The organism is Citrobacter sp. LST-B2 (assembly GCF_057983045.1).
The window spans coordinates 1,544,637-1,567,741 of sequence record NZ_CP192598.1; the positions used below are offsets into that span (position 1 = coordinate 1,544,637).

Consider the following 23,105-nt stretch of genomic DNA (forward strand, 5'->3'; position numbering starts at 1 on the left):
TGGCTGGGGTACCTGGATTCGAACCAGGGAATGCCGGTATCAAAAACCGGTGCCTTACCGCTTGGCGATACCCCAATGACCGTCGCGGTAATCCGCAAACTCGAAGAAAAATGGCTGGGGTACCTGGATTCGAACCAGGGAATGCCGGTATCAAAAACCGGTGCCTTACCGCTTGGCGATACCCCATCCGTGCAACGCTTTTATGGGAATGGTGCGGGAGGCGAGACTTGAACTCGCACACCTTGCGGCGCCAGAACCTAAATCTGGTGCGTCTACCAATTTCGCCACTCCCGCAAAAAAGATGGTGGCTACGACGGGATTCGAACCTGTGACCCCATCATTATGAGTGATGTGCTCTAACCAACTGAGCTACGTAGCCCTCTTTTTTCGCGCTTACCTTATCGGCGTTGCGGGGCGCATTATGCGTATTGAGCCTTGAAGCGTCAACCCCTTTTTCATCGAAAACGCCCGGAATGTGACTGTTTGGTTAGGTTGCGAACAGCGTGGCGCAATATTCGGCAATTATTGGTTATTAATCGCTTTCTGAACCGTTTTTCAGGATCAAAAAAGGGCCCCGAAAGGCCCTTTTTCATCAGCGTGGCTTATTGATAAGCGGACTGGTGAACACCCACTGCGCGACCGGATGGATCGTTCATGGTTTTGAACGCTTCGTCCCATTCGATCGCCTTAGCAGAAGAGCAGGCGACGGAAGGGCCACCCGGTACACATTCTGCGGCGCTTGGTACCGGGAACAACTCTTCGAAGATCTCGCGGTACAGATACGCTTCTTTTGAGGACGGTGTGTTGTACGGGAAGCGGAAGCGGGCGGTTTCCAGTTGCTGATCGGAAACTTGCTTAGCGGCCACCTCTTTCAGGGTGTCGATCCAACTGTAACCCACACCGTCGGAGAACTGCTCTTTCTGACGCCATGCGACGCTTGCCGGCAGATAGGATTCAAAACATTCGCGAAGGATATGTTTTTCCATCTTGCCGTTGCCGCACATTTTATCTTCCGGGTTGATGCGCATCGCCACGTCGAGGAATTTTTTATCCAGGAACGGGACGCGTGCTTCCACCCCCCAGGCCGACATCGCCTTGTTGGCGCGGGCGCAGTCGAACATGTGCAGCGCCTGGAGTTTGCGTACGGTCTCTTCGTGCAGTTCTTTGGCGTCTGGCGCCTTATGGAAATAGAGATAGCCGCCGAACACTTCATCCGACCCTTCGCCAGACAGCACCATTTTGATGCCCATCGCCTTGATCTTACGCGACATTAAGTACATCGGCGTGGAGGCGCGAATGGTGGTGACATCGTAGGTTTCGATGTGATAAATCACGTCGCGGATCGCGTCCAGCCCTTCCTGTACCGTAAAGTGAATCTCATGGTGTACGGTCCCCAGATGGTTCGCCACTTCCTGCGCGGCTTTCAGATCCGGAGAGCCTTCCAGACCGACGGCGAAGGAGTGGAGTTGCGGCCACCAGGCTTCAGAACGTTCGTCATCTTCGACACGACGGGCGGCGAATTTTTTGGTGATCGCTGAGATAACGGAAGAGTCCAGGCCGCCAGAGAGCAGCACGCCGTAAGGCACGTCTGACATCAGGTGGCTTTTGACGGAATCTTCCAGCGCCTGACGCAGTTCGTTTTTGTCGGTAACGTTATCTTTTACCGCGTCAAAATCGAACCAGTCACGCTGATAGTACTGACGGATTTCACCGTCTTTGCTCCACAGATAGCTCCCCGCCGGGAACTCTTTAATGGTGCGGCACACCGGCACCAGCGCTTTCATTTCTGACGCCACATACAGGTTGCCGAATTCGTCGTAGCCCATATACAGCGGGATAATGCCGATATGGTCGCGACCAATCAAATATGCATCCTGCTCGCTGTCATACAGCGCGAAGGCAAACATCCCTTGCAGGTCGTCAAGAAACTCTACGCCTTTTTCCTGATACAGCGCGAGGATCACTTCGCAGTCAGAGCCGGTCTGGAACGCGTAGCGATCGCCATATTCTGCACGCAGCACCTGGTGGTTATAGATTTCACCGTTGACGGCCAGCACGTGGGTTTTCTTTTCGTTATACAGCGGCTGCGCACCGGCGTTGACGTCGACAATCGACAGACGTTCATGGGCCAGAATGGCCTTATCACAGGCATAAATACCGGACCAGTCCGGGCCGCGATGGCGCATCAGGCGTGACAGCTCAAGCGCTTTTTTACGCAGTTCACCTGCATCTGACTTAATATCGAATACGCCGAAAATTGAACACATAACCTTCTCCGTTAACCTGTTGCGTAATGCTTTTTGTGTTTGCTTGCTAAAGAAAATGCCGCAAAGAAACAAGAGGCGCAAGGGGTTTGCGGTCTGAAAAAGAAAAAACGCAATGGCTATTGCTGAATGGTGAAAAAAGATTACGTATTGAGCATATTCATTGATGAATTATCAGTTTTTTGCCGTTTTTGTTGAATGGTGTGATTTTTTCAGAAGACGAAAATGAAAAACCACGTCCTGGGACGTGGTCTGGGTTAAATAACGTCGATTTCGGCGACGGAGGGATAAATCCAGCTCGGGCGGAACGGCATGCTGTCGATGTCATCCAGCGTGGAAACGCCGGAGAGCACCAGAATGGTTTCGAGTCCCGCCTGGAAGCCCGCGAGAATATCGGTGCGCAGGTTATCGCCGACAATGACCGTCTCTTCCGAGTGCGCCTGCATTTTATTTAACGCCGCGCGAATGATCCACGGACTGGGTTTACCAACGTAGAACGGTTTACGACCAGAGATTTTTTCGATACCTGCACAGAGCGCGCCACAGGCCGGATAAAACCCGCGACCGTGAGTGTCCGGGTTGGTGGCGATAAAGCGTGCGCCGTTTGCCACAAAGTAAGCTGCTTTGTGCATCATGTCCCAGTTGTAGGAACGGGTCTCGCCAACGATAACGAAATCCGGGTTTACATCGGTAATGGTGAAACCGGCTTTATACAATTCGTGGATCAGTGCGCCTTCGCCGACCACATATGCCTTTTTCCCTTCCTGACGACGCAGGAAATCGGCGGTCGCCATTGCCGAGGTATAAAACACGCTGTCCGGCACATTGACGCCAGCCGTCGCGAAACGGTTCGCCAGATCCTGGCCGGTCTGCGACGGGTAATTGGTCAACAGCACCAGCGGCAGGCCTTTTTCCATTACGCCAGTCAAAAATTCCGCCGCACCCGGTACGGCGACGTTGTCGTGCATTAGCACGCCGTCGATATCACAAATGACATTCTTAATGGTCATGAACTACCCAGGAGATGTGTTATTAATCCGATACTATAAGAGCGCATCAGTTTTCCAGCAAATGCTGGAGCAAAATACCGTTGAGCATAGCGCGTTTTACCAGCGCAAACGCACCGATGGCTGAGCGGTGATCCAACGTAGAACGCACCACGGGCAAATTCGTGCGAAACGCCTTCAGCGCCTGCGTATTAATGCAGCTTTCAATGGCGGGTAACAGCACTTTATCGGCTTCGGTGATCTCACCGGCAATCACGACTTTTTGTGGATTAAACAAGTTGATGGCGATCGCAATGGTTTTGCCCAGATGACGCCCGACGTGCTCGATCACCTCAGAAGCCAGGCTGTCGCCCTTATTTGCCGCCTTGCAGATGGTTTTGATCGTGCAGTCTTCCAGCGGAACACGGCTCTGGTAACCTTGCTTGAGCAGATTAAGAACGCGATGTTCAATCGCCGCGTTTGCAGCAATGGTTTCCAGACAACCGAAGTTGCCGCAGTGGCAGCGCTCGCCCAATGGTTCAACCTGGATGTGACCAATCTCGCCAACGTTGCCGTTACGACCAATAAAAATTCGCCCGTTAGAGATGATTCCGGCGCCTGTTCCGCGGTGGACGCGCACCAGAATGGAGTCTTCGCAATCCTGACTTGCACCAAAGTAGTGCTCTGCCAGCGCCAGACTGCGGATATCGTGACCGACAAAACAGGTGACGAGGAACCGTTTTTCCAGTGCCTCAACCAGTCCCCAGTTCTCCACCTGAATATGCGGCATATAGTGGATCTTGCCGCTTTCCGGATCGACAAGCCCCGGCAGAATCACGGAAATGGCGATGAGCTCGCGGATTTTGCGCTGATTGCTGTCAATAAAAGCGGTAATGGCGTTGAGCAACGCGTGTTCCAGCGTTTCCTGCGTCCGTTCGGGCAGAGGATAGTGCTCTTCCGCCAGCACTTTGCTGCTCAGGTCGAACAGGGTGATGGTCGCGTCGTGGCGGCCAAGACGCACGCCAATGGCGTGAAAACTGCGGGTTTCGGTGATGATAGAGATGGCGCGGCGGCCTCCGGTGGAGGCCTGTTGATCGACTTCTTTGATCAGTCCGCGTTCAATCAGTTGACGCGTAATTTTGGTTACGCTGGCGGGGGCAAGCTGGCTTTGTTCGGCAATCTGGATCCGCGAGATTGGCCCATGCTGGTCAATCAGGCGGTAAACGGCCGCGCTGTTAAGCTGTTTTACGAGATCAACATTACCTATTTGAGCTTGTCCGCCTGGTGTCATACTTTCTCTTACTCAGTAACGACCTCGTTACCATTAACGATGGTCTTGATGATTTTAAAGTCGTGTGTGAAAGCGGTCAGGTTCGCCACTTTACCCGCCGCGATACTGCCGAGGTGTTTCTCAACACCGATGGCACGCGCAGGGTAGAGGGTCGCCATGCGCAGCACTTCGTCGAGTGCGATACCGCAATGTTCAACCAGATTACGCACGCCTTCAATCATGGTTAGTGATGAACCGCTCAGCGTCCCGTTCTCATCTACACAGAGTCCATTGCGGTAGTATATTGTTTTACCAGCAAAAATGAACTGTTCAATATTTGCCCCTGCCGGCGCAGTCGCATCCGTCACCAGGCACAGTTTGTCGCCTTTCAGCCGTTTGGCGTTGCGGATATTGGCATAGTCAACGTGCAGACCGTCGGCAATCACGCCGCAATAGATATCAGCTTCATCCAGAATCGCACCTGCCAGGCCCGGTTCGCGTCCGGTGATATAAGGCATCGCATTGAACAGATGTGTAGCAAAGGTGATACCTGCACGGAACCCGGCTTTCGCTTCTTTCAGCGTGGCGTTGGAGTGCCCGGCGGAGACTACAATCCCGGCATTCGCCAACTTGCTGATCACTTCCGCAGGAACCATTTCCGGCGCCAGCGTCACTTTGGTGATTACGTCGGCATTATCGCACAGGAAATCGACCAGCGCAGCGTCAGGCTGACGGACAAAGCTCGGATTGTGCGTCCCTTTTTTCACCAGGTTCAGCCACGGGCCTTCCAGGTGCAGACCCAGCGCCTGATTCGGATGTTTGGCCAGGTATTCACGCATCACGCGAATGCCTTGCTTCATGAGATCATCGCTGGTGGTAATCAGCGTAGGCAGGTAGTTGGTGCAGCCCGATTTCTCGTTGGCCTTCTGCATGATCTCCAGCGTTTCAACGGTGACGGCTTCTGCCGTGTCGTTAAACTGCACGCCGCCGCAGCCGTTGAGCTGGACATCGATAAAGCCGGGGGAAAGAATGGCCCCGTTCACTGAACGTTGTTCGATCTCTGGCGGCAGTTCTGCCACAGGACAAACGCGGTCAATCAGGCCATTGGCGACAACAATCGCATGGTCATCAAGAATTTCGTGACCGGTGAAGATCCGGCCCTGGGTTAAAGCATACATTCCGACCCCCGATTTCAAAAAAAATGCCGCCCTGAACATAAAACAGGGCGGAGACTACATTACAGACCTTTGATATTTTCGGCTTCTAACTCGTTGAAATATTTCAGTGTCTTAACTTTCAGTTCCATTGTGGACGGCTCATCGCACACCACAACCGCTTTCGGATGCAGTTGCAGACAGCTGATGGTCCACATGTGGTTCACATTGCCTTCCACCGCAGCCTGCAGTGCCTGCGCTTTCTGTGAACCCAGCACCAGAATCATCACTTCTTCAGCGTCCAGCAGGGTACCCACGCCAACGGTCAGCGCGTACTTCGGTACCTGATCCACGTCGCCGTCAAAGAAACGGGAGTTTGCCACACGGGTGTCATGCGTCAGGGTTTTGATACGGGTACGAGAAGCCAGCGACGAAGCCGGTTCGTTAAAGGCGATATGACCATCATTGCCGACACCCCCCATGAACAGGTGGATTTTACCGTAGGAACGGATCTTTTCTTCATACTGACGGCATTCGGCGTCGATGTCCGGCGCGTTGCCGTTGAGCAGGTTGATATTTTCTGCTGGAATATCAACATGGTCAAAGAAATTGCGATGCATGAAGCTGTAGTAGCTTTCCGGATGCTCTTTTGGCAAGCCGACATATTCGTCCATATTGAACGTCACGACGTGTTTGAAGCTAACCTGGCCCGCTTTGTGCATTTCGACTAAGGCTTTATACGCTGTCAACGGCGTGCCGCCTGTCGGCAGACCCAGAACAAACGGACGATCGGCTGTCGGTTTGAACGCGTTGATGCGATTAACGATATGGCGTGCCGCCCATTTGCCGACCTGTTCAGCGGAAGTCAGGGGAATCAGTCTCATTCTTCACCTCAGAAAGTAAATGTAAGCCGTTGACGGATTGTGCAGGTGCATGGCAAAGCGTAACCTGGCATGCATCAGTTGGGTCAATCTGTCTTGATTTTTTGAATGATAAAATAAGTTTTCCCACATAGCCAGTAAAAGGGAGTGAATATAACGATATTTGGTGACTAAACTCACAAAAAACACGCTTTTAATTTGCGGTACGAATTAAATTTTTACACACTCACAATGCCAGTAAAGCAACAACTGAATTTCAATAAGTTAGTGACAAAATAAAAACACAGCTTAAAGCGAGCCTTAACGGGGTCTCAAAGGGGGAAGAAAGTGAGTATTCTAGGTTATCTGCAAAAGGTAGGCCGTGCGCTAATGGTGCCGGTCGCCACGCTGCCTGCGGCGGCAATATTGATGGGGGTCGGCTATTGGATCGACCCGGTAGGTTGGGGTGGAGATAACGCCCTTGCGGCGTTCTTCATTAAGTCCGGTTCCGCCATTATCGATAACATGTCCGTACTGTTTGCTATCGGTGTGGCTTACGGTATGTCTAAAGATAAAGACGGTGCTGCGGCGCTGACCGGTTTTGTGGGCTTCCTGGTGCTGACCACGCTCTGTTCTCCGGCGGCGGTTTCCATGATTCAGAAGATCCCTGCAGACCAGGTGCCTGCTGCTTTCGGAAAGATCAGCAACCAGTTCGTGGGTATCCTTGTGGGTATTATCTCTGCTGAACTGTACAACCGCTTTAGTAGCGTTGAGCTGCCGAAAGCGCTCTCCTTCTTCAGCGGGCGCCGTCTGGTACCGATCCTCACCTCTTTTGTGATGATCGTTGTGGCGTTCATCATGATGTACATCTGGCCGGTAATTTTCGACGGTCTGGTTAACTTCGGTGAACACATTCAAAAACTGGGCTCAACCGGTGCGGGTATCTACGCCTTCTTTAACCGTCTGTTGATTCCGGTGGGTCTGCATCACGCCCTGAACTCCGTATTCTGGTTCGACGTTGCGGGGATTAACGACATTCCTAACTTCCTCGGCGGTGCCCAGTCTATTGAATCGGGTAAAGCAGTTGTCGGGATTACCGGCCGTTATCAGGCGGGCTTCTTCCCAATCATGATGTTTGGTCTGCCGGGTGCGGCGCTGGCTATCTACCACTGCGCGCGTCCTGAGAACAAGGCGAAAGTGCTGGGTATTATGATGGCCGGTGCGTTTGCGGCATTCTTTACCGGTATCACTGAACCGTTGGAATTCTCCTTCATGTTCGTTGCGCCGGTTCTGTATGTGATTCACGCCGTCCTGACCGGGATCTCTGTATTCATCGCAGCGAGCATGCATTGGATTGCTGGCTTCGGCTTCAGCGCGGGTCTGGTGGATATGGTGCTTTCTTCCCGTAACCCGCTGGCGACCCAGTGGTGGATGCTGATCCCGCAGGGTCTGGTGTTCTTTGCCATCTACTACGTGGTGTTCCGTTTCGTTATTACCAAATTCAACCTGATGACGCCGGGTCGCGAACTGGCTGTGGCTGGCAGCGAAGCGGACGGTCAGGACCTCAATGTGAGCAGCGATAAAGAGCAGGACGTTTCTGCCCTGGCGCGTCAGTACATCGCCGCCATCGGTGGTTCTGATAACCTCACCGGTATTGACGCCTGCATCACCCGTCTGCGTCTGAGCGTAAAAGACTCGTCGCTGGTGAATGAAGGTCTGGCGAAACGCCTGGGTGCTTCTGGTGTGATTCGTCTGAACAAAACCAGCGTGCAGATTATCGTCGGCTTCGTGGCTGAGAAAATCGCTAACGCGATGAAAACCACCGGTCCGGTTGCGGCGGCTGAAGCCTCTGCTGCGCCTGTTGCCCAGGCAGCAGCTAAACCGCAGGCGGTTCCAAATGCGGTGACCATTGCCGAACTGGTTTCTCCGGTAACCGGTGATGTGGTTGCGCTGGAGCAGGTGCCTGACGAAGCGTTCGCCAGCAAAGCGGTGGGTGACGGTGTTGCGGTAAAACCAACGGATAAAACCGTAGTTTCTCCGGCTGCGGGCACGATTGTGAAAATCTTCAATACCAATCATGCGTTCTGTCTGGAAACTGAGAAAGGCGCGGAAATCGTTGTCCACATGGGGATCGATACTGTCGCGCTGAACGGCCAGGGCTTCACGCGTCTGGTAGAAGAGGGCGCGGAAGTGACCGCGGGTCAGCCGATTCTGGAAATGGATCTGGATTACCTGAACGCAAACGCGCGCTCTATGATTAGTCCGGTGGTGTGCAGCAACATCGACGATTTCAGCGGCCTGGTGATTAAAGCCGACGGTCACGTGGTTGCCGGTCAAACGCCACTGTATGAGATCAAAGGGTAGGTCGGATAAGGTATAAGACGCCATCCGGCAACATGAAGCGGCGGGGGAAACCTCCGCCGCTTTTTTTTGCAGCAAATTCCCTCCTATTTTTCTTCAACGCCACTTTTTCAGTAACTAAAGGTTGTCAGTCAGTCCGGCTTATAAGATCATATGCCGTTATACGTTGTTTACGCTTTGAGGAATCCACGATGAGTGAGGCTGAAGCCCGCCCGAGTAACTTTATTCGTCAGATCATCGATGAAGATCTGGCCAGTGGTAAGCACACCACAGTCCATACCCGTTTTCCGCCGGAGCCAAATGGCTATCTGCACATTGGCCACGCGAAATCCATCTGCCTGAACTTTGGTATCGCGCAAGACTACCAGGGCCAGTGCAACCTGCGTTTCGATGACACCAACCCGGTAAAAGAAGATATCGAGTACGTTGATTCGATCAAAAACGACGTTGAGTGGTTAGGTTTTCACTGGGCTGGCAACGTTCGCTACTCCTCAGATTACTTTGATCAACTGCACGCTTATGCGGTTGAACTGATCAACAAAGGTCTGGCGTATGTCGATGAGCTGACGCCGGAGCAGATCCGCGAATACCGTGGCACGCTGACTCAGCCTGGCAAAAACAGTCCGTTCCGCGATCGCAGCATCGAAGAGAACCTCGCGCTGTTTGAAAAAATGCGTACCGGCGGTTTTGAAGAAGGTAAAGCCTGCCTGCGTGCGAAGATCGACATGGCGTCGCCGTTTATCGTGATGCGCGATCCGGTTCTGTACCGCATTAAATTTGCCGAGCACCATCAGACCGGCAACAAGTGGTGCATCTACCCGATGTACGACTTCACCCACTGCATCAGCGATGCGCTGGAAGGTATTACCCACTCTCTGTGTACCCTGGAATTCCAGGACAACCGTCGTCTGTACGACTGGGTGCTCGATAACATCACGATTCCGGTTCATCCGCGCCAGTATGAATTCTCGCGCCTGAATCTGGAATACACGGTGATGTCCAAGCGTAAGCTGAACCTGCTAGTGGCTGACAAGCACGTTGAAGGCTGGGACGATCCGCGTATGCCGACGATCTCTGGTCTGCGTCGTCGTGGCTATACCGCAGCGGCGATCCGTGAATTCTGCAAACGCATTGGCGTGACCAAGCAGGACAATACGATCGAAATGGCGTCGCTGGAATCTTGTATCCGCGAAGACCTGAACGAAAACGCCCCGCGTGCGATGGCGGTTATTGATCCGGTGAAACTGGTTATCGAGAACTACCCGCAGGGTGAAAGCGAAATGGTCACCATGCCTAACCATCCGAACAAACCGGAAATGGGCACGCGTGAAGTTCCTTTCAGCGGTGAAATCTGGATCGATCGCGCTGATTTCCGCGAAGAAGCCAACAAGCAGTACAAGCGTCTGGTGATGGGTAAAGAAGTGCGTCTGCGCAACGCCTACGTGGTGAAAGCAGAACGCGTGGAAAAAGATGCGGAAGGCACTATTACCACCATCTTCTGTACCTATGATGCAGATACCCTGAGCAAAGATCCGGCAGATGGCCGTAAAGTGAAAGGTGTGATCCACTGGGTTAGCGCCGCACACGCGCTGCCAGTCGAAATTCGTCTCTACGATCGTCTGTTCAGCGTACCAAACCCAGGCGCGGCGGAAGATTTCCTCTCCGTGATGAACCCGGAATCGCTGGTGATCAAACAGGGGTTTGCTGAACCGTCGCTGAAAGCCGCAGTAGCAGGGAAAGCGTTCCAGTTTGAGCGCGAAGGTTACTTCTGCCTGGACAGCCGTTACGCCAGCGCAGAGAAGCTGGTGTTTAACCGCACCGTTGGCCTGCGTGACACCTGGGCGAAAGTCGGCGAATAAACTGCCGCAATGCTACCTTCAAGCGCCGCATTCTGCGGCGTTTTTTTATCTTCTGTTCAACGAAAAATCTCGCTTTGCGAAGCGAATTAATTCCCATTCACAAAATAATGCCATTAACAACCGTCTGTTATCGATAACACCCGCAAAAAAACAGATAGTGTCATGAAATCGCGTTCATCTTTCTGGAAAACAAAGAGAATTTTCAGCTTTTACGGTATTTTTTGATGGATGAATAAAATGTAACAGGAAGCAATGAATTATGTGCGGTTGCTCATACTCTTACATTCTCGTTACAGAAAGATATTGATAATTCGCGTCGCGAAAAATAGTCTATCACTGTAGTCAGTGAGGTTTTTTTTCAGTGCTACTTTTACTTTTTTATTTTTTCGCTGTTTTGCCTTTGGCAACAGCAATTTATACGTCAAAGAGGATTAACATATGCGTACGTTTAGTGGCAAACGTAGTGCGCTGGCGTTGGCTATCGCCGGTATCACAGCACTGTCAGGTCTGGTCGTTGTTCCGCAGGCACAGGCCGAAGGCTTTATCGATGATTCAACCCTGACGGGTGGCATTTATTACTGGCAGCGTGAACGCGACCGTAAAGATGTCACCGACGGAGATAAGTACAAAACCAACCTTTCTCACGCGACCTGGAACGCCAACCTGGATTTCCAGTCCGGCTATGCAGCAGATATGTTCGGTCTCGATGTGGCGGCGTTTACGGCAATTGAAATGGCAGAAAACGGCGACAGCGGCCATCCAAACGAAATCGCGTTCTCGAAAAAGAACAAAGGCTACGATGAAGACTACTCCGGTGATAAGAGCGGAATCAGTCTGTACAAGGCCGCCGCGAAATTCAAATACGGCCCAGCCTGGGCGCGTGCCGGTTATATTCAGCCTACTGGTCAGACGCTGTTAGCACCGCACTGGAGCTTTATGCCAGGTACCTATCAGGGTGCTGAAGCGGGCGCAAACTTTGACTACGGCGATGCAGGCGCACTGAGTTTCTCCTACATGTGGGCCAACGAATATAAAGCGCCATGGCACACTGAGGTTGATAAATTTTACCAGGGCGATAAAAAGACCAAAGTCGATTATCTCCATTCTGTCGGCGCAAAGTATGATTTCAAAAATGACCTGGTGCTGGAAGCCGCCTTTGGTCAGTCCGAAGGCTATGTCGATCAGTACTTCGCCAAAGCCAGCTACAAGTTTGATTTAGGTGGCAATCCGTTCTCCACCAGCTACCAGTTCTACGGTGCGCGTGACAAAGTTGATGACCGCAGCGCCAGCGATATCTATGACGGAACCGCCTGGCTGCAGGCGTTGACCTTCGGCTATAAAGTGGCGGAAGTGGTTGACCTGCGTCTGGAAGGGACCTGGGTTAAGGCCGAAGGGCAGCAAGGGTTCTTCCTGCAACGTATGACGCCGACCTATGCGTCATCCAACGGTCGTCTGGATATCTGGTGGGATAACCGTTCAGACTTCAACGCCAACGGCGAAAAAGCGGTCTTCTTTGGCGCGATGTATGACCTGAAGAACTGGAACCTGCCAGGCTGGGCCGTCGGGGCTTCTTATGTGTATGCCTGGGACGCGAAACCGTCTACCTGGCAGAGCAACCCGGATGCGTACTACGACAAAAACCGTACCATTGAAGAATCGTCATACAGCCTGGATGCGGTCTACACCCTGCAGGACGGTCGTGCGAAAGGCACCATGTTTAAACTGCACTTCACCGAATATGACAACCACTCCAACATCCCGAGCTGGGGCGGCGGTTACGGCAACATCTTCCAGGATGAGCGCGACGTGAAGTTCATTGTGATTGCACCGTTCACCATCTTCTAATGCCAACAGCGGCAGGCCTTGGGCCTGCCGCCTCGTTGAGGACCATGCTATGAAAAAACTGATACTCATCGCCGTAATGGCCTCGGGACTGGTGGCCTGCGCACCGTCAACGGCGCCGAAAGAAGATAGTCGGTTGAAAGAGGCGTATAGCGCCTGTATCAACACGGCACAGGGATCGCCCGAGAAAATCGAAGCCTGCCAGAGCGTGCTGGATGTGCTGAAAAAAGAAAAACAACATCAACAGTTTGCAAATCAGGAAAGTGTTCGTGTGCTGGATTACCAGCAGTGTATTCAGGCGACACGTACCGGTAACGATCAGGCTGTCAAAGCCGATTGCGATAAGATCTGGCAGGAAATTCGCAGTAACAATACGGCGAAGTAAACGTCAGAGACAACATAAAGCGGGCGGAGATATCTCTCCGCCCGCTTGCGTTTCAGAGCTTATTCTCTGCTGTCTGATAGCCACGGCTGAGACGAACAAACAGCATTGCCGTTGCGGCGAGTCCGCACAGCGCCGCGCACATGAGCCACCACCCCGGAGAACTCTTATCGCCGGTCAACTGGACCAATGCGGTGGAGATAGCAGGCGTCAGGCCGCCGAAAATCGCTGTCGCAAGACTAAAGGCCAGCGAAAAACCCACGGTTCGGACATAAACCGGCATCACTTCGGTCAGGGCCGCCACCATCGCGCCGTTATACATGCCAAAAAAGAACGAGAACCAGAGCAGCACCAGCGTCATGCGGGTGAAGTCAGGGGCAGCGGTAAGCCAGTTCATCACCGGCCAGGTGGTGACGAGGGCGAGCAAGGTGATGCCCATCAGCACCGGGCGTCGCCCGATCCGATCAGAGATGGCACCGCCAATCGGCAGCCAGATGAAGTTAGAAATCCCTACCAGCATGGTGACTACCAGGCTGTCACGTGCGCTCAGGTTCAACACCGTTCTCCCGTAAGTGGGGGTATAGACAGTAATAAAATAAAAGGTCGTGGTCGTCATCGCCACCAGCAGGGTACCCGCGGTGATGATGCGCCAGTTTTTAGCAATGGTGGTAAAAATTTCCCGGGTGTCCGGACGGTGTTTACGTTGTAAAAAGGCTTCAGTTTCCTGTAGCGAACGTCGAAGAACAAAAATCAGCGGAATAATCATGCAGCCAATGAAGAACGGGATTCGCCAACCCCATTCGGAGATTTCATCGTGTCCCAGCGTGACATTCAGACCGTAGCCGATCAGCGCGGCGACGACAATCGCCACCTGCTGGCTGGCCGATTGCCAACTGGTGTAAAAGCCTTTATTGCCTGGCGTGGCGATCTCAGAAAGATAAACAGAGACACCGCCCAGTTCGACGCCAGCAGAAAATCCCTGTAGCAGACGCCCCACCAGGACCAGCACGGGAGCCAGCAGGCCGATAGTCTGATAACCCGGCACGAGGGCGATGAGCAGCGTGCCGCAGCCCATAATCGCCAGGGTGACCATCAGCCCTTTCCGTCGGCCGATCCTGTCGATATATGCGCCCAACACCACGGCCCCGATAGGGCGCATTAAAAATCCGGAGCCAAAAACGGCAAAAGTAAGCATTAATGCGGCAAACTCACTTTCGGCAGGAAAAAACGTCTTTGCGATATAAGTGGCGTAAAAACCAAACAGGAAAAAATCGAACTGTTCGAGAAAATTACCGCTGGTCACACGCAGTATTGCGCCGAACGTGCCAGCGCGCGATGGTTGTTGAGTCATTGAAGTTGCTCCACTGTCTTATCATAATTATGTATAGAGGTAAGAGTTTGCGGGTTAGTCGCCTGCGACCCCCGCCTGTTTTCCACGTCGCTTCTCAATCGCCCATTTGAGTAAAGACGCGCAGCGGTAAAATCCGTGGGCAAATTTTCCGTATGGAATGGTCAAAAAAAGCGCCATGACCACGCCAAGATGGATGGCAAGCAGGATCCCCATCCATGAGGTGTCTCTTCCCGCCAGCAAACCTAAACCGGTCAGGCTGGTCAGGAGCAGCAGTAAAATAAAACCGCGATCCATCGGTTTCTGTCGCGCGTCGCCATGCAGTGGCGAGCGCTTAAGGTTTAACCACAGCAGGCCTGCCGGGCCGACAATTAAACCGATTCCTCCGAGCGTGCCAAGCATGACCGGCACGCTGAAGAACGGGTAGGGGGCTTCCCAACCGGCGAAGTAGTGGTAACCCGTCGCCACCACGGTCGCGGCGAAACAGAGCATAAAGCCGTAGAAGGTGAAATGGTGGAAACGACGACGCATCAATGTGAAAGCATCGTCCGCCTCGTTGCAGCCTTTGCCATGTCCGCCATCGAGGTATTTCAGCGTCAGCGCGTTGTGCGACGCTTCGGCAATTTCCGCCGGACGCGGCCCGACGGGAGAGATCTCGCGCCAGAAGCGGATCACCCCTGCCATTAGTAAACCGATCGCCAGCATGAAAACCGATCCAAACATCCATGCCAGCAGGTTGTGCGGGAAGATTTGGTAGAAATCACCGGCCAGCGGCGGATGGAGTAGCGATCCCTTCAGCCCCATCGCGAGGAGTAAAAAGAGGATCAGACTAAAGACCAGTGCCAGCGTCACGGTAACGCCAGCCTGGCGATACAGCGCTCCGAAGGCCGCCGGTTGTGCGTAGTGTTGATACGTTTCCAGACGCACTTCCGCCATTGCTTTCGGCACGTTGATCGCAAACTCATGGGGCGGCGCATACTGGCAGGCGTGCAGACAGGCGCCGCAGTTATGGCACAGGTTTGCCAGATAGTTAATGTCCGCTTTGCCAAATTCCAGCCGTTGCGTCATCGCCGGGAACACGGCGCAAAACCCTTCGCAATAGCGACAGGCATTACACACCTGCATCACCCGCTCGACTTCAGCTTCTGGCTCGGTGAGAATTTTGGCCTCGATGATCAGTTTTTCAAGCTGCTTCATGATGCGCCTCCTTACGTGCTGCCTGCGCGGCTTCTTTACCTGCGATGCGACCAAACGTGGTGCCGATGGACATGCCGACACCGGCGGTATAGCCCTTGCCCAGTACGTTGCCAGCCATCATCTCACCGGCAACGAACAGGTTACGGCTGGGGGTGCCTGCGAAGTGAACCGCAGCGTGTTCATTCACTTTCAGTCCCAGGTAGGTAAAGGTGATCCCCGGTCGCAGGGCATAACCGTAGTAGGGGGGCGTATCAATAGGCCGCGCCCAGTGCGTTTTCGGTGGCGTCAGGCCCTGCGTCGCGCAGTTGTCCAGCTTCGTGTGATCAAACTGACCCGGCTGACAGGCCTGATTGTAGTGCTCCACGGTATGGGTAAAGCGTTCGGGATCCAGCCCCAACTGGCGGGCCAGTTCACTCAGCGTATTGGCCTGTGCGCCGGGGAAAACCGGCGGCATAAAGTGACCGATCGCTTTGCTGTCGATAATGGAGTAGCCAATCTGCCCCGGTTGGTGGGCAACCAGACGCCCCCAGATGGCATAGCGTTTCGGCCAGAAATCTTCGCCTTCATCGTAAAAGCGCTCCGCGTCCCGGTTGACTACCACACCCAGTGAGACGCAATCCACGCGGGTACAAATGCCGCCGTCGTACAACGGGGCCCGGGCATCAATCGCTACACAGTGGGACTGAGACGGATCGCCGATAATGTCAGCACCGGCATCGATCATAAACTTGAGCAAGACGCCCTGATTAAAGCGGGTGCCGCGAATGAGGAAGTTATCGGCTGGCCATTCGCCACGAGCGTTCTCTCCCCAGGCGTCGCGCAGCCATTCGCGGTTGGATTCAAATCCACCGGCGGCGAGTACGCAGGCTTTCGCCTCAATGCGCTCGTGACCTGCCAGGGCTGCGATGAATTCGCCGTTGCGCAATTCAAGTGCCTGTACCGGCGTGTTGTAGCGAATCTGTACCCCCAGCTTTTCTGCGCTGCGGTAATAGGCGTTCACGAGGGCTTTACCGCCGCCCATGAAGAAGGCATTGGTACGCGCCACGTGCAGCGCGCCAGAGAGCGGAGGCTGAAAATTAACGCCGTGCTGACGCATCCAGTCGCGACACTGGGAAGAGGTCCGGATCACCAGTCGCGCCAACGCTTCATTGGTATTGCCTTCGGTGACACGCCAGAGATCCTGCCAGAACTCCTCTTCGGGATAACTCTCGACCAGCACATCCTGTGGCGCATCGTGCATACAGCGTAAATTGCGCGTGTGTTGGGAATTCCCGCCGCGCCATTCCCGGGGCGCAGCCTCTAACAGCAGCACGGAAGCTCCTGCCTCACGGGCGGTTAAGGCGGCACATAACGCGGCATTACCACCGCCAATCACCAGTACATCAACCATCGTCTACTCCATTACCATTTAACTATTTGTTAAATTTGTAATTGAAATGTATACGTGCTGATTGTATGGGCGCTATGACGAATAGCTAAAGAGGGGTTTAGGGAGCGTAAAGGGTTGCGCCCGGCCAATGACCGGTTTCAACGAGTTCACGCATGACTTTTGTGAGTATTACGCGGGCTGCAAGACCGGCAGGGGTGAGTTCATCGTCCGACAGACTGACCAGAAAATTGGGGCGGCTGAGGACAGGATTATGGACGCCGATCACTCTTAGCGCTTCCCTCTCAAGATGCGAAATGGCTGCACCGGGTTGCAGCGTGGCGCCGAGTCCGCTGCCAACGGCGCGCATCAGTAACGTCAGGCCGTCAATTTCCGTGGCAATATCGACCTTCAGTCCGTGTTCCTGACAGATGGCTTCCAGTCTGCCACGCAGGCCGTGTCCCTGGCTTGGCATGATCAGGGGAATATTCGCCAGTTGAGCAGGCGTTATGGTGTCATCCGGAATATCCACCAGCAGCTCGTGTGTGCCAATCAGAAACAGGCGCTCCTCAAGAACCGGTCTGGCGCTCCAGCGCAGGATCTTCTCTTTTTGAAACACGACCGCCAGATCAATCTGGCGCGTGTTGATCATCCGTTCCAGATTACCCGACAGGCTTTCCACCACGTGCAGGCGAACGTCGGCGTAATGTTCCCGCATGGCATGAATAAACGGTATTCCCAGGATGGAGGCGGTGCTGGGGGCCATGCCGACGCTGACGTGTCCCGAAAGACGCGCCTCGCGAGCGGCCAGGATCGCATCATCGGCGTGGCGTAGCGCCAGTTGTGCCTGCGAGTAAAAGGCCAGACCAGCGTTAGTGGGCGTGACGCCGCGCGTGGTTCGCTGCAACAGGCGGATCGCGAGTTCGTTTTCCAGCCGCGTCATCTGCTGGCTCAGGGCGGACACGCCGATGTCGAGATCGAGCGCCGCGCTGCCCATACTGCCGGTTTCTACAATACGGACAAAGTAACGTAGCTGGCGAAGTTCCATTTCGATTCTCCGGACGAAGCAGGGTAAGATATTTTACATTAAAGCAACATGCAGGCAGAAGAAAGCGCTGAGTAGGGAATGGCAGGCATAAAAAAAGCCAACCGGCAGGTTGGCTTTTCAGAATAATGCAGATTATTTCGCGTCATGCGCGTGTTCGTTTTCGCGGCAATCGCCTTCAGCGCAGTGGCCATAGAGGTAGAGGCTATGGTTCGTCAGACGAATGCCATGCTTCGACGCGATCTCACGCTGGCGCGCTTCAATAGACTCATCGCTAAATTCGATCACTTTGCCGCAATCAAGGCAAATCAGGTGATCGTGATGATGCTGCTGGGTCAGCTCGAAAACGGATTTGCCGCCTTCAAAATTGTGGCGGGTTACGATACCGGCGTCATCAAACTGGTTCAGCACGCGATACACGGTCGCCAGACCAATTTCTTCACCCATGTCGATCAGCCGTTTGTATAAATCTTCCGCACTGACGTGATGGTTATCCGGTCCCTGAAGAACTTCCAGAATCTTTAAACGTGGAAGCGTTACTTTCAGGCCAGCCTTCTTTAATGCGGTATTGTTGTCAGTCATGCGGAATCTGTCCTGTTGCTAAACGATTCACTTCATACAAGAAGTGACAGAAATTGCACTCGGGATAATGCGTTTCATTATAGGACTGCCGTGTCTAAATGAAAACTGCAAGCCTCTGGCAAATGTTAATAAATAGTCGGTATTGCCTGGAAATGAGAGCGCCACCTAAAAACTCCCGCACATTGTACAGGGATGGGCAAGAAAGTTACAAATTTGTAGCAATTATTTTGATTGGTTCTGTCTATTGATGCGGCGCAAACCTTGTCTGCGCCGCCGTACATCAGGCGTTGATGATCTCATCAAGGTGCAATTCTTCAGAGATCTGCTTCACCCATTTTTCCACGCGCTCGGCGGTCAGTTCCGGCTGACGGTCTTCGTCAATCGCCAGACCGACAAAATGGTTATCATCCGCCAGACCTTTGGAGGCTTCAAAATGATAGCCAGCGGTCGGCCAGTGACCCACGATGGTTGCACCGCGCGGCTCAATGATATCGCGGATTGTGCCTAACGCGTCGCAGAAGTATTCTGCATAATCTTCCTGATCGCCACAGCCGAACAGTGCGACCAGTTTGCCGTTAAAATCGATGTCTTCGAGGGTAGGGAAGAAGTCGTCCCAGTCGCACTGCGCTTCACCGTAGTACCAGGTTGGGATGCCAAGCAGCAGAATGTCATAACTTTCGAGATCTTCCTTGCTGCTTTTTGCAATGTCATGCACATCGGCAACGTCTTTACCAAGCTGTTTTTGAATCATTTTTGCGATATTTTCGGTATTCCCGGTGTCGCTGCCGAAAAAGATGCCAGTGATTGCCATGAGTAAAGTAACCTCTTGAAACTTATTGAAATGGTGGTGGCGAATTGCCCACAGATAAGGGCAATCATAGCAGAACAGTCAGGTATGCGGAAATAGCAAACGCATACGAGTGCACTCCATGCTACACGAAAGTGGGAGAGAGGATAATTTCAGGCGAGATCCTGGCCGCGTAGCGTTGCCAGTTGGGCCATCAATATCTCTTCGATCAGTTCACTGCGGCTCATCTCTCGGGATTCCGCCAGCTCATTCAACGCGTCAACAGCTTCTGCGTTGAGTTTGAGTTCGACACGCTTAAGACCGCGAACTTTGTCGCGTTTGAGTTGATTACGCTTATTAATGCGCAGCTGTTCATCGCGTGAAAGCGGATTGGTTTTCGGTCGTCCCGGGCGACGCTCGTGCGCGAACAGATCTAGTGTCGTACGGTCCGTTTGTTCTTTGGCCATGATATTGGTGACTTCGGGGAAACAATCAGCCAGGCCTCTGCCCGGATGGATAGCGCGCCATCATACATCAGCGAATGAGGCGCGCCAACGTTCACACGCGTAATCGCGCACGGACGCTGAGTTTTTAATCAGTTAGCTGTTTCATTAAGATAACGACGGATGGCGCGCAACACCGCCTCCGGTTTTTCGGCATGCACCCAGTGACCGGCCCCGGCAATCACATGCGCACGTGCTTGCGGAAACTGTGCCAGTAAATCGTCGCGATACGCCTCGGTGACGTATGGGGAGTTGCCGCCGGGGATAAACAGCGCCGGATGATTCCAGGCGGGAATTGTCTCCCAGCCGACGATATGCGGATATTGTTCCCACAGTACCGGCACGTTGAAGCGCCACTCGCCGTCAACATACGATTTCAGCAAAAATTGAATCACGCCTTCTTCATTAAGATGTTCGCGCATGACCGCTGCCGCCTGCTGGCGAGTTTTTGCCGCTGATGCCGTCACCGCGTTGATAGCCGCGAAAATTTCGTCGTGGCGGCGGACATGATAGTCCACCGGGGCGATATCGATAGCCACTAAGCGATCGATGCGTTCCGGAGCCAGCGCACTGAGCGCCATCACCGCTTTACCCCCCATCGAGTGGCCAATGAAGGTGGCTTTTTCGAGGTGTTGCGCATCCAGCGTATCCAGCAGATCCTGCGCCATCGCCGGGTAGTTCATCACTGGGTCGCGAGGAGAGAGACCGTGGTTACGCATATCGACCTGGATGATGTCATGGTCGTTCACCAGATCACGAGCAAGCACGCCCAGATTGTCCAGACTGCCAAATAAACCGTGAACCAGTACGATGGGAGAATTATTGTGCAGGTTTTGTGCGGATTGCGCTCGGATATTCAATTTCATGGCAAAGTTCTTTTTTTCGCTCTGTCGGGTTAGGGTATTATGTTGACCATTCTGCCACTGGGCTGCAACCACTTCGGTTTTCTCCGAGTTTTTTGTTCAGCCGGGTTTGACGCTATTCGCTGTTGGGATTTGCTCCTATACTCCCAACGATTTGTATTTCAGATCAGATAAGACACCGCACTGGATTAAGATGAAAACGATTGAAGTTGATGATGAACTCTACAGCTATATTGCCAGCCACACGAAGCATATCGGCGAGAGCGCATCCGAGATTTTACGGCGTATGTTGAAGTTTTCCGCCGCATCACAGCCCGTCACGCCAGTGACAAAAGAGGTTCGCGCTGCGCAACCGGTTGTTGCTGAGGCGAAACCCGTCAATCTTGTCAAAGATAAAGTGCGCGCTATGCGTGAACTGCTTCTGTCCGATGAATATGCGGAACAGAAGAAGGCCGTTAACCGCTTTATGCTGGTGCTGACTACACTCTATACACTGGATCAGCACGCGTTTGCTGAGGCAACCGAATCGTTGCATGGCCGTACGCGTGTCTACTTCGCGGCTGATGAACAGACGCTACTGAAAAACGGTAACCAAACCAAACCAAAACACGTGCCCGGCACGCCGTATTGGGTGATCACCAACACCAACACCGGCCGTAAATGCAGCATGATTGAGCACATCATGCAGTCAATGCAATTCCCGGCGGAATTGATTGAAAAGGTTTGCGGAACAATTTAATCCATGCAGAAAAGGACCAGGCAATGGCAATCCACGACCGTGCAGGTAAACCTGCGCAACAGAGTGATTTGATTAACGTCGCGCAACTGACGTCACAATACTATGTACTGAAGCCCGCAAAAGGAAATGCGGAACACGCGGTGAAGTTCGGCACCTCCGGACACCGTGGCAGTGCAGGCCGTCATAGCTTCAACGAACCCCACATTCTGGCGATTGCGCAGGCTATCGCGGAAGAACGTGCAAAAAATGGTATTACGGGTCCATGCTACGTGGGGAAAGATACCCATGCACTGTCTGAACCGGCGTTTATCTCCGTTCTGGAAGTGCTTGCCGCGAACGGTGTTGATGTGATTGTTCAGGAGAACAACGGTTTTACCCCAACACCCGCTGTGTCAAATGCCATTCTGGTTCACAACAAAAAAGGCGGTCCGCTGGCTGACGGTATTGTGATTACCCCGTCCCACAACCCGCCAGAAGATGGTGGCATTAAATACAACCCGCCTAATGGTGGCCCGGCAGATACCAACGTCACGAAAGTGGTGGAAGATCGGGCGAATGCGCTGCTGGCTGACGATCTGAAAGGCGTGAAGCGCATTTCTCTGGATGCAGCGCTGGCATCCGGTCATGTCAAAGAGCAGGACCTGGTACAGCCGTTCGTTGAGGGGCTGGCAGATATCGTCGATATGGCGGCGATTCAGAAAGCCGGTCTGACGCTGGGTGTGGATCCGCTGGGCGGCTCCGGTATTGAATACTGGAAGCGTATCGCAGAGCATTACAAACTGAATCTGACCATCGTAAACGATCAGGTTGATCAGACTTTCCGCTTTATGCATCTCGATAAAGATGGCGCAATCCGTATGGACTGCTCGTCTGAATGTGCCATGGCCGGTTTGCTGGCGCTGCGTGATAAGTTTGACCTGGCGTTCGCCAACGATCCGGATTATGACCGTCACGGTATTGTCACTCCGGCGGGGTTGATGAATCCAAACCACTACCTGGCGGTGGCTATCAACTACCTGTTCCAGCATCGTCCGCAGTGGGGCAAAGACGTGGCTGTCGGTAAGACGCTGGTGTCGTCGGCAATGATTGACCGCGTGGTTAACGATCTGGGGCGTAAACTGGTTGAAGTTCCGGTTGGCTTTAAATGGTTTGTTGATGGTCTGTTTGACGGCAGCTTCGGCTTTGGCGGCGAAGAGAGCGCGGGGGCATCCTTCCTGCGTTTTGACGGTACGCCGTGGTCTACTGATAAAGACGGGATCATCATGTGTCTGCTGGCAGCAGAAATTACTGCCGTCACCGGGAAGAACCCGCAGGAGCACTACAACGAGCTTGCCGCCCGTTTTGGTGCGCCGAGCTACAACCGTCTGCAAGCTGGCGCAACATCGGCACAGAAAGCGGCGCTGTCGAAACTGTCTCCGGAGATGGTCAGCGCCAGTACGCTGGCTGGAGACCCGATCACAGCACGTCTGACGGCGGCACCCGGTAACGGTGCGTCGATTGGCGGTCTGAAAGTCATGACTGACAATGGTTGGTTCGCGGCACGCCCGTCGGGTACGGAAGATGCGTACAAGATCTATTGCGAGAGCTTCCTTGGCGAAGAACATCGCAAGCAGATCGAGAAAGAAGCGGTCGAAATCGTCAGCGAAGTGCTGAAAAACGCCTGAGTTGTACCACTGAATTAAAAAAGGAGCCGAAAG

19 protein-coding genes and 4 tRNA genes are annotated in these 23,105 nt (G+C 53.4%); 6 read left to right on the top strand and 17 right to left on the bottom strand.

Going from position 1 to position 23,105, the window contains the following annotated elements; all coding sequences use genetic code 11:
- The 9 genes from ACQ0PY_RS07230 to nagB form a co-directional block, all read right to left on the bottom strand.
- Nucleotides 1–75: transfer RNA gene (locus ACQ0PY_RS07230), tRNA-Gln, on the bottom strand.
- Nucleotides 76–111: 36 nt separating this feature from the next.
- Nucleotides 112–186 (bottom strand) — tRNA-Gln (locus tag ACQ0PY_RS07235).
- 23 nt (nt 187–209) lie between these two features.
- A tRNA-Leu gene (locus ACQ0PY_RS07240) sits at nt 210–294 on the bottom strand.
- A gap of 8 nt (nt 295–302) precedes the next feature.
- Nucleotides 303–379 (bottom strand) — tRNA-Met (locus ACQ0PY_RS07245).
- Between the two features lie 223 nt (nt 380–602).
- Entirely contained in the window at nt 603–2,267 is a 1,665-nt protein-coding gene (gene asnB / locus ACQ0PY_RS07250; protein WP_054176137.1) for an asparagine synthase B, read from the bottom strand.
- Nucleotides 2,268–2,521: 254 nt separating this feature from the next.
- Nucleotides 2,522–3,274 carry a ribonucleotide monophosphatase NagD gene (gene nagD / locus ACQ0PY_RS07255; RefSeq protein WP_042320681.1) on the bottom strand — a complete coding sequence of 251 codons (753 nt, stop codon included), beginning with the start codon at nt 3,272–3,274 and terminating at the stop codon, nt 2,522–2,524.
- Nucleotides 3,275–3,320: 46 nt separating this feature from the next.
- Nucleotides 3,321–4,541, bottom strand: a complete 1,221-nt coding sequence (gene nagC, locus ACQ0PY_RS07260; protein WP_044266370.1) for a DNA-binding transcriptional regulator NagC — start codon at nt 4,539–4,541, stop codon at nt 3,321–3,323.
- An 8-nt stretch (nt 4,542–4,549) separates the two neighbouring features.
- A complete protein-coding gene (gene nagA, locus ACQ0PY_RS07265; protein ID WP_043001403.1) occupies nt 4,550–5,698 on the bottom strand; it encodes an N-acetylglucosamine-6-phosphate deacetylase in 1,149 nt (382 codons plus the stop codon).
- A 59-nt stretch (nt 5,699–5,757) separates the two neighbouring features.
- Nucleotides 5,758–6,558, bottom strand: coding sequence for a glucosamine-6-phosphate deaminase (gene nagB, locus ACQ0PY_RS07270; RefSeq protein WP_043001402.1), 801 nt, complete (start codon nt 6,556–6,558; stop codon nt 5,758–5,760).
- 324 nt (nt 6,559–6,882) lie between these two features.
- Here nagB and nagE point away from each other — a divergent pair, with 324 nt between their 5' ends.
- From nagE to ACQ0PY_RS07290, 4 genes are all read left to right on the top strand, one after another.
- On the top strand, nt 6,883–8,898 hold the full coding sequence (gene nagE / locus ACQ0PY_RS07275) for an N-acetylglucosamine-specific PTS transporter subunit IIBC (protein WP_043001401.1): 2,016 nt from the start codon (nt 6,883–6,885) through the stop codon (nt 8,896–8,898).
- A gap of 188 nt (nt 8,899–9,086) precedes the next feature.
- Nucleotides 9,087–10,754, top strand: coding sequence for a glutamine--tRNA ligase (glnS, locus tag ACQ0PY_RS07280; protein WP_043001400.1), 1,668 nt, complete (start codon nt 9,087–9,089; stop codon nt 10,752–10,754).
- Nucleotides 10,755–11,192: 438 nt separating this feature from the next.
- The gene (gene chiP / locus ACQ0PY_RS07285; RefSeq protein WP_043001399.1) at nt 11,193–12,599 is read left to right on the top strand and encodes a chitoporin ChiP; all 1,407 of its coding nucleotides are present in this window, start codon (nt 11,193–11,195) and stop codon (nt 12,597–12,599) included.
- 49 nt (nt 12,600–12,648) lie between these two features.
- Nucleotides 12,649–12,981: a ChiQ/YbfN family lipoprotein gene (locus ACQ0PY_RS07290; protein ID WP_044256579.1), complete on the top strand. Its 333-nt coding sequence runs from the start codon at nt 12,649–12,651 to the stop codon at nt 12,979–12,981.
- A gap of 52 nt (nt 12,982–13,033) precedes the next feature.
- On the opposite strand, the gene tcuC is transcribed toward ACQ0PY_RS07290, so the two are convergent.
- From tcuC to ybfF, 8 genes are all read right to left on the bottom strand, one after another.
- Entirely contained in the window at nt 13,034–14,329 is a 1,296-nt protein-coding gene (gene tcuC, locus ACQ0PY_RS07295) for a tricarballylate/proton symporter TcuC (RefSeq protein ID WP_032190702.1), read from the bottom strand.
- A gap of 54 nt (nt 14,330–14,383) precedes the next feature.
- Nucleotides 14,384–15,523 carry a tricarballylate utilization 4Fe-4S protein TcuB gene (gene tcuB, locus ACQ0PY_RS07300; RefSeq protein WP_044326662.1) on the bottom strand — a complete coding sequence of 380 codons (1,140 nt, stop codon included), beginning with the start codon at nt 15,521–15,523 and terminating at the stop codon, nt 14,384–14,386.
- Nucleotides 15,510–16,913: an FAD-dependent tricarballylate dehydrogenase TcuA gene (gene tcuA, locus ACQ0PY_RS07305; protein ID WP_043001396.1), complete on the bottom strand. Its 1,404-nt coding sequence runs from the start codon at nt 16,911–16,913 to the stop codon at nt 15,510–15,512. Before tcuA ends, tcuB begins: the two co-directional genes overlap by 14 nt.
- A 97-nt stretch (nt 16,914–17,010) precedes the next feature.
- The gene (gene tcuR, locus ACQ0PY_RS07310) at nt 17,011–17,937 is read right to left on the bottom strand and encodes a tricarballylate utilization LysR family transcriptional regulator TcuR (RefSeq protein ID WP_043001395.1); all 927 of its coding nucleotides are present in this window, start codon (nt 17,935–17,937) and stop codon (nt 17,011–17,013) included.
- A 132-nt stretch (nt 17,938–18,069) separates the two neighbouring features.
- Nucleotides 18,070–18,516, bottom strand: coding sequence for a ferric iron uptake transcriptional regulator (fur, locus tag ACQ0PY_RS07315; protein ID WP_043001394.1), 447 nt, complete (start codon nt 18,514–18,516; stop codon nt 18,070–18,072).
- A 280-nt stretch (nt 18,517–18,796) separates the two neighbouring features.
- Nucleotides 18,797–19,327, bottom strand: coding sequence for a flavodoxin FldA (fldA, locus tag ACQ0PY_RS07320; protein WP_044256572.1), 531 nt, complete (start codon nt 19,325–19,327; stop codon nt 18,797–18,799).
- Between the two features lie 149 nt (nt 19,328–19,476).
- Nucleotides 19,477–19,770, bottom strand: a complete 294-nt coding sequence (gene ybfE / locus ACQ0PY_RS07325; RefSeq protein WP_043001392.1) for a LexA regulated protein — start codon at nt 19,768–19,770, stop codon at nt 19,477–19,479.
- A 128-nt stretch (nt 19,771–19,898) separates the two neighbouring features.
- A complete protein-coding gene (gene ybfF, locus ACQ0PY_RS07330) occupies nt 19,899–20,672 on the bottom strand; it encodes an esterase (protein ID WP_061070697.1) in 774 nt (257 codons plus the stop codon).
- 190 nt (nt 20,673–20,862) lie between these two features.
- Here ybfF and seqA point away from each other — a divergent pair, with 190 nt between their 5' ends.
- Both seqA and pgm read left to right on the top strand, forming a co-directional pair.
- Nucleotides 20,863–21,408 (top strand): replication initiation negative regulator SeqA, encoded by a 546-nt coding sequence (gene seqA, locus ACQ0PY_RS07335; RefSeq protein ID WP_043001391.1) that lies wholly within the window; start codon nt 20,863–20,865, stop codon nt 21,406–21,408.
- Nucleotides 21,409–21,431: 23 nt separating this feature from the next.
- On the top strand, nt 21,432–23,072 hold the full coding sequence (pgm, locus tag ACQ0PY_RS07340; protein WP_044266360.1) for a phosphoglucomutase (alpha-D-glucose-1,6-bisphosphate-dependent): 1,641 nt from the start codon (nt 21,432–21,434) through the stop codon (nt 23,070–23,072).
- The last annotated feature ends 33 nt before the right edge of the window (nt 23,073–23,105 follow it).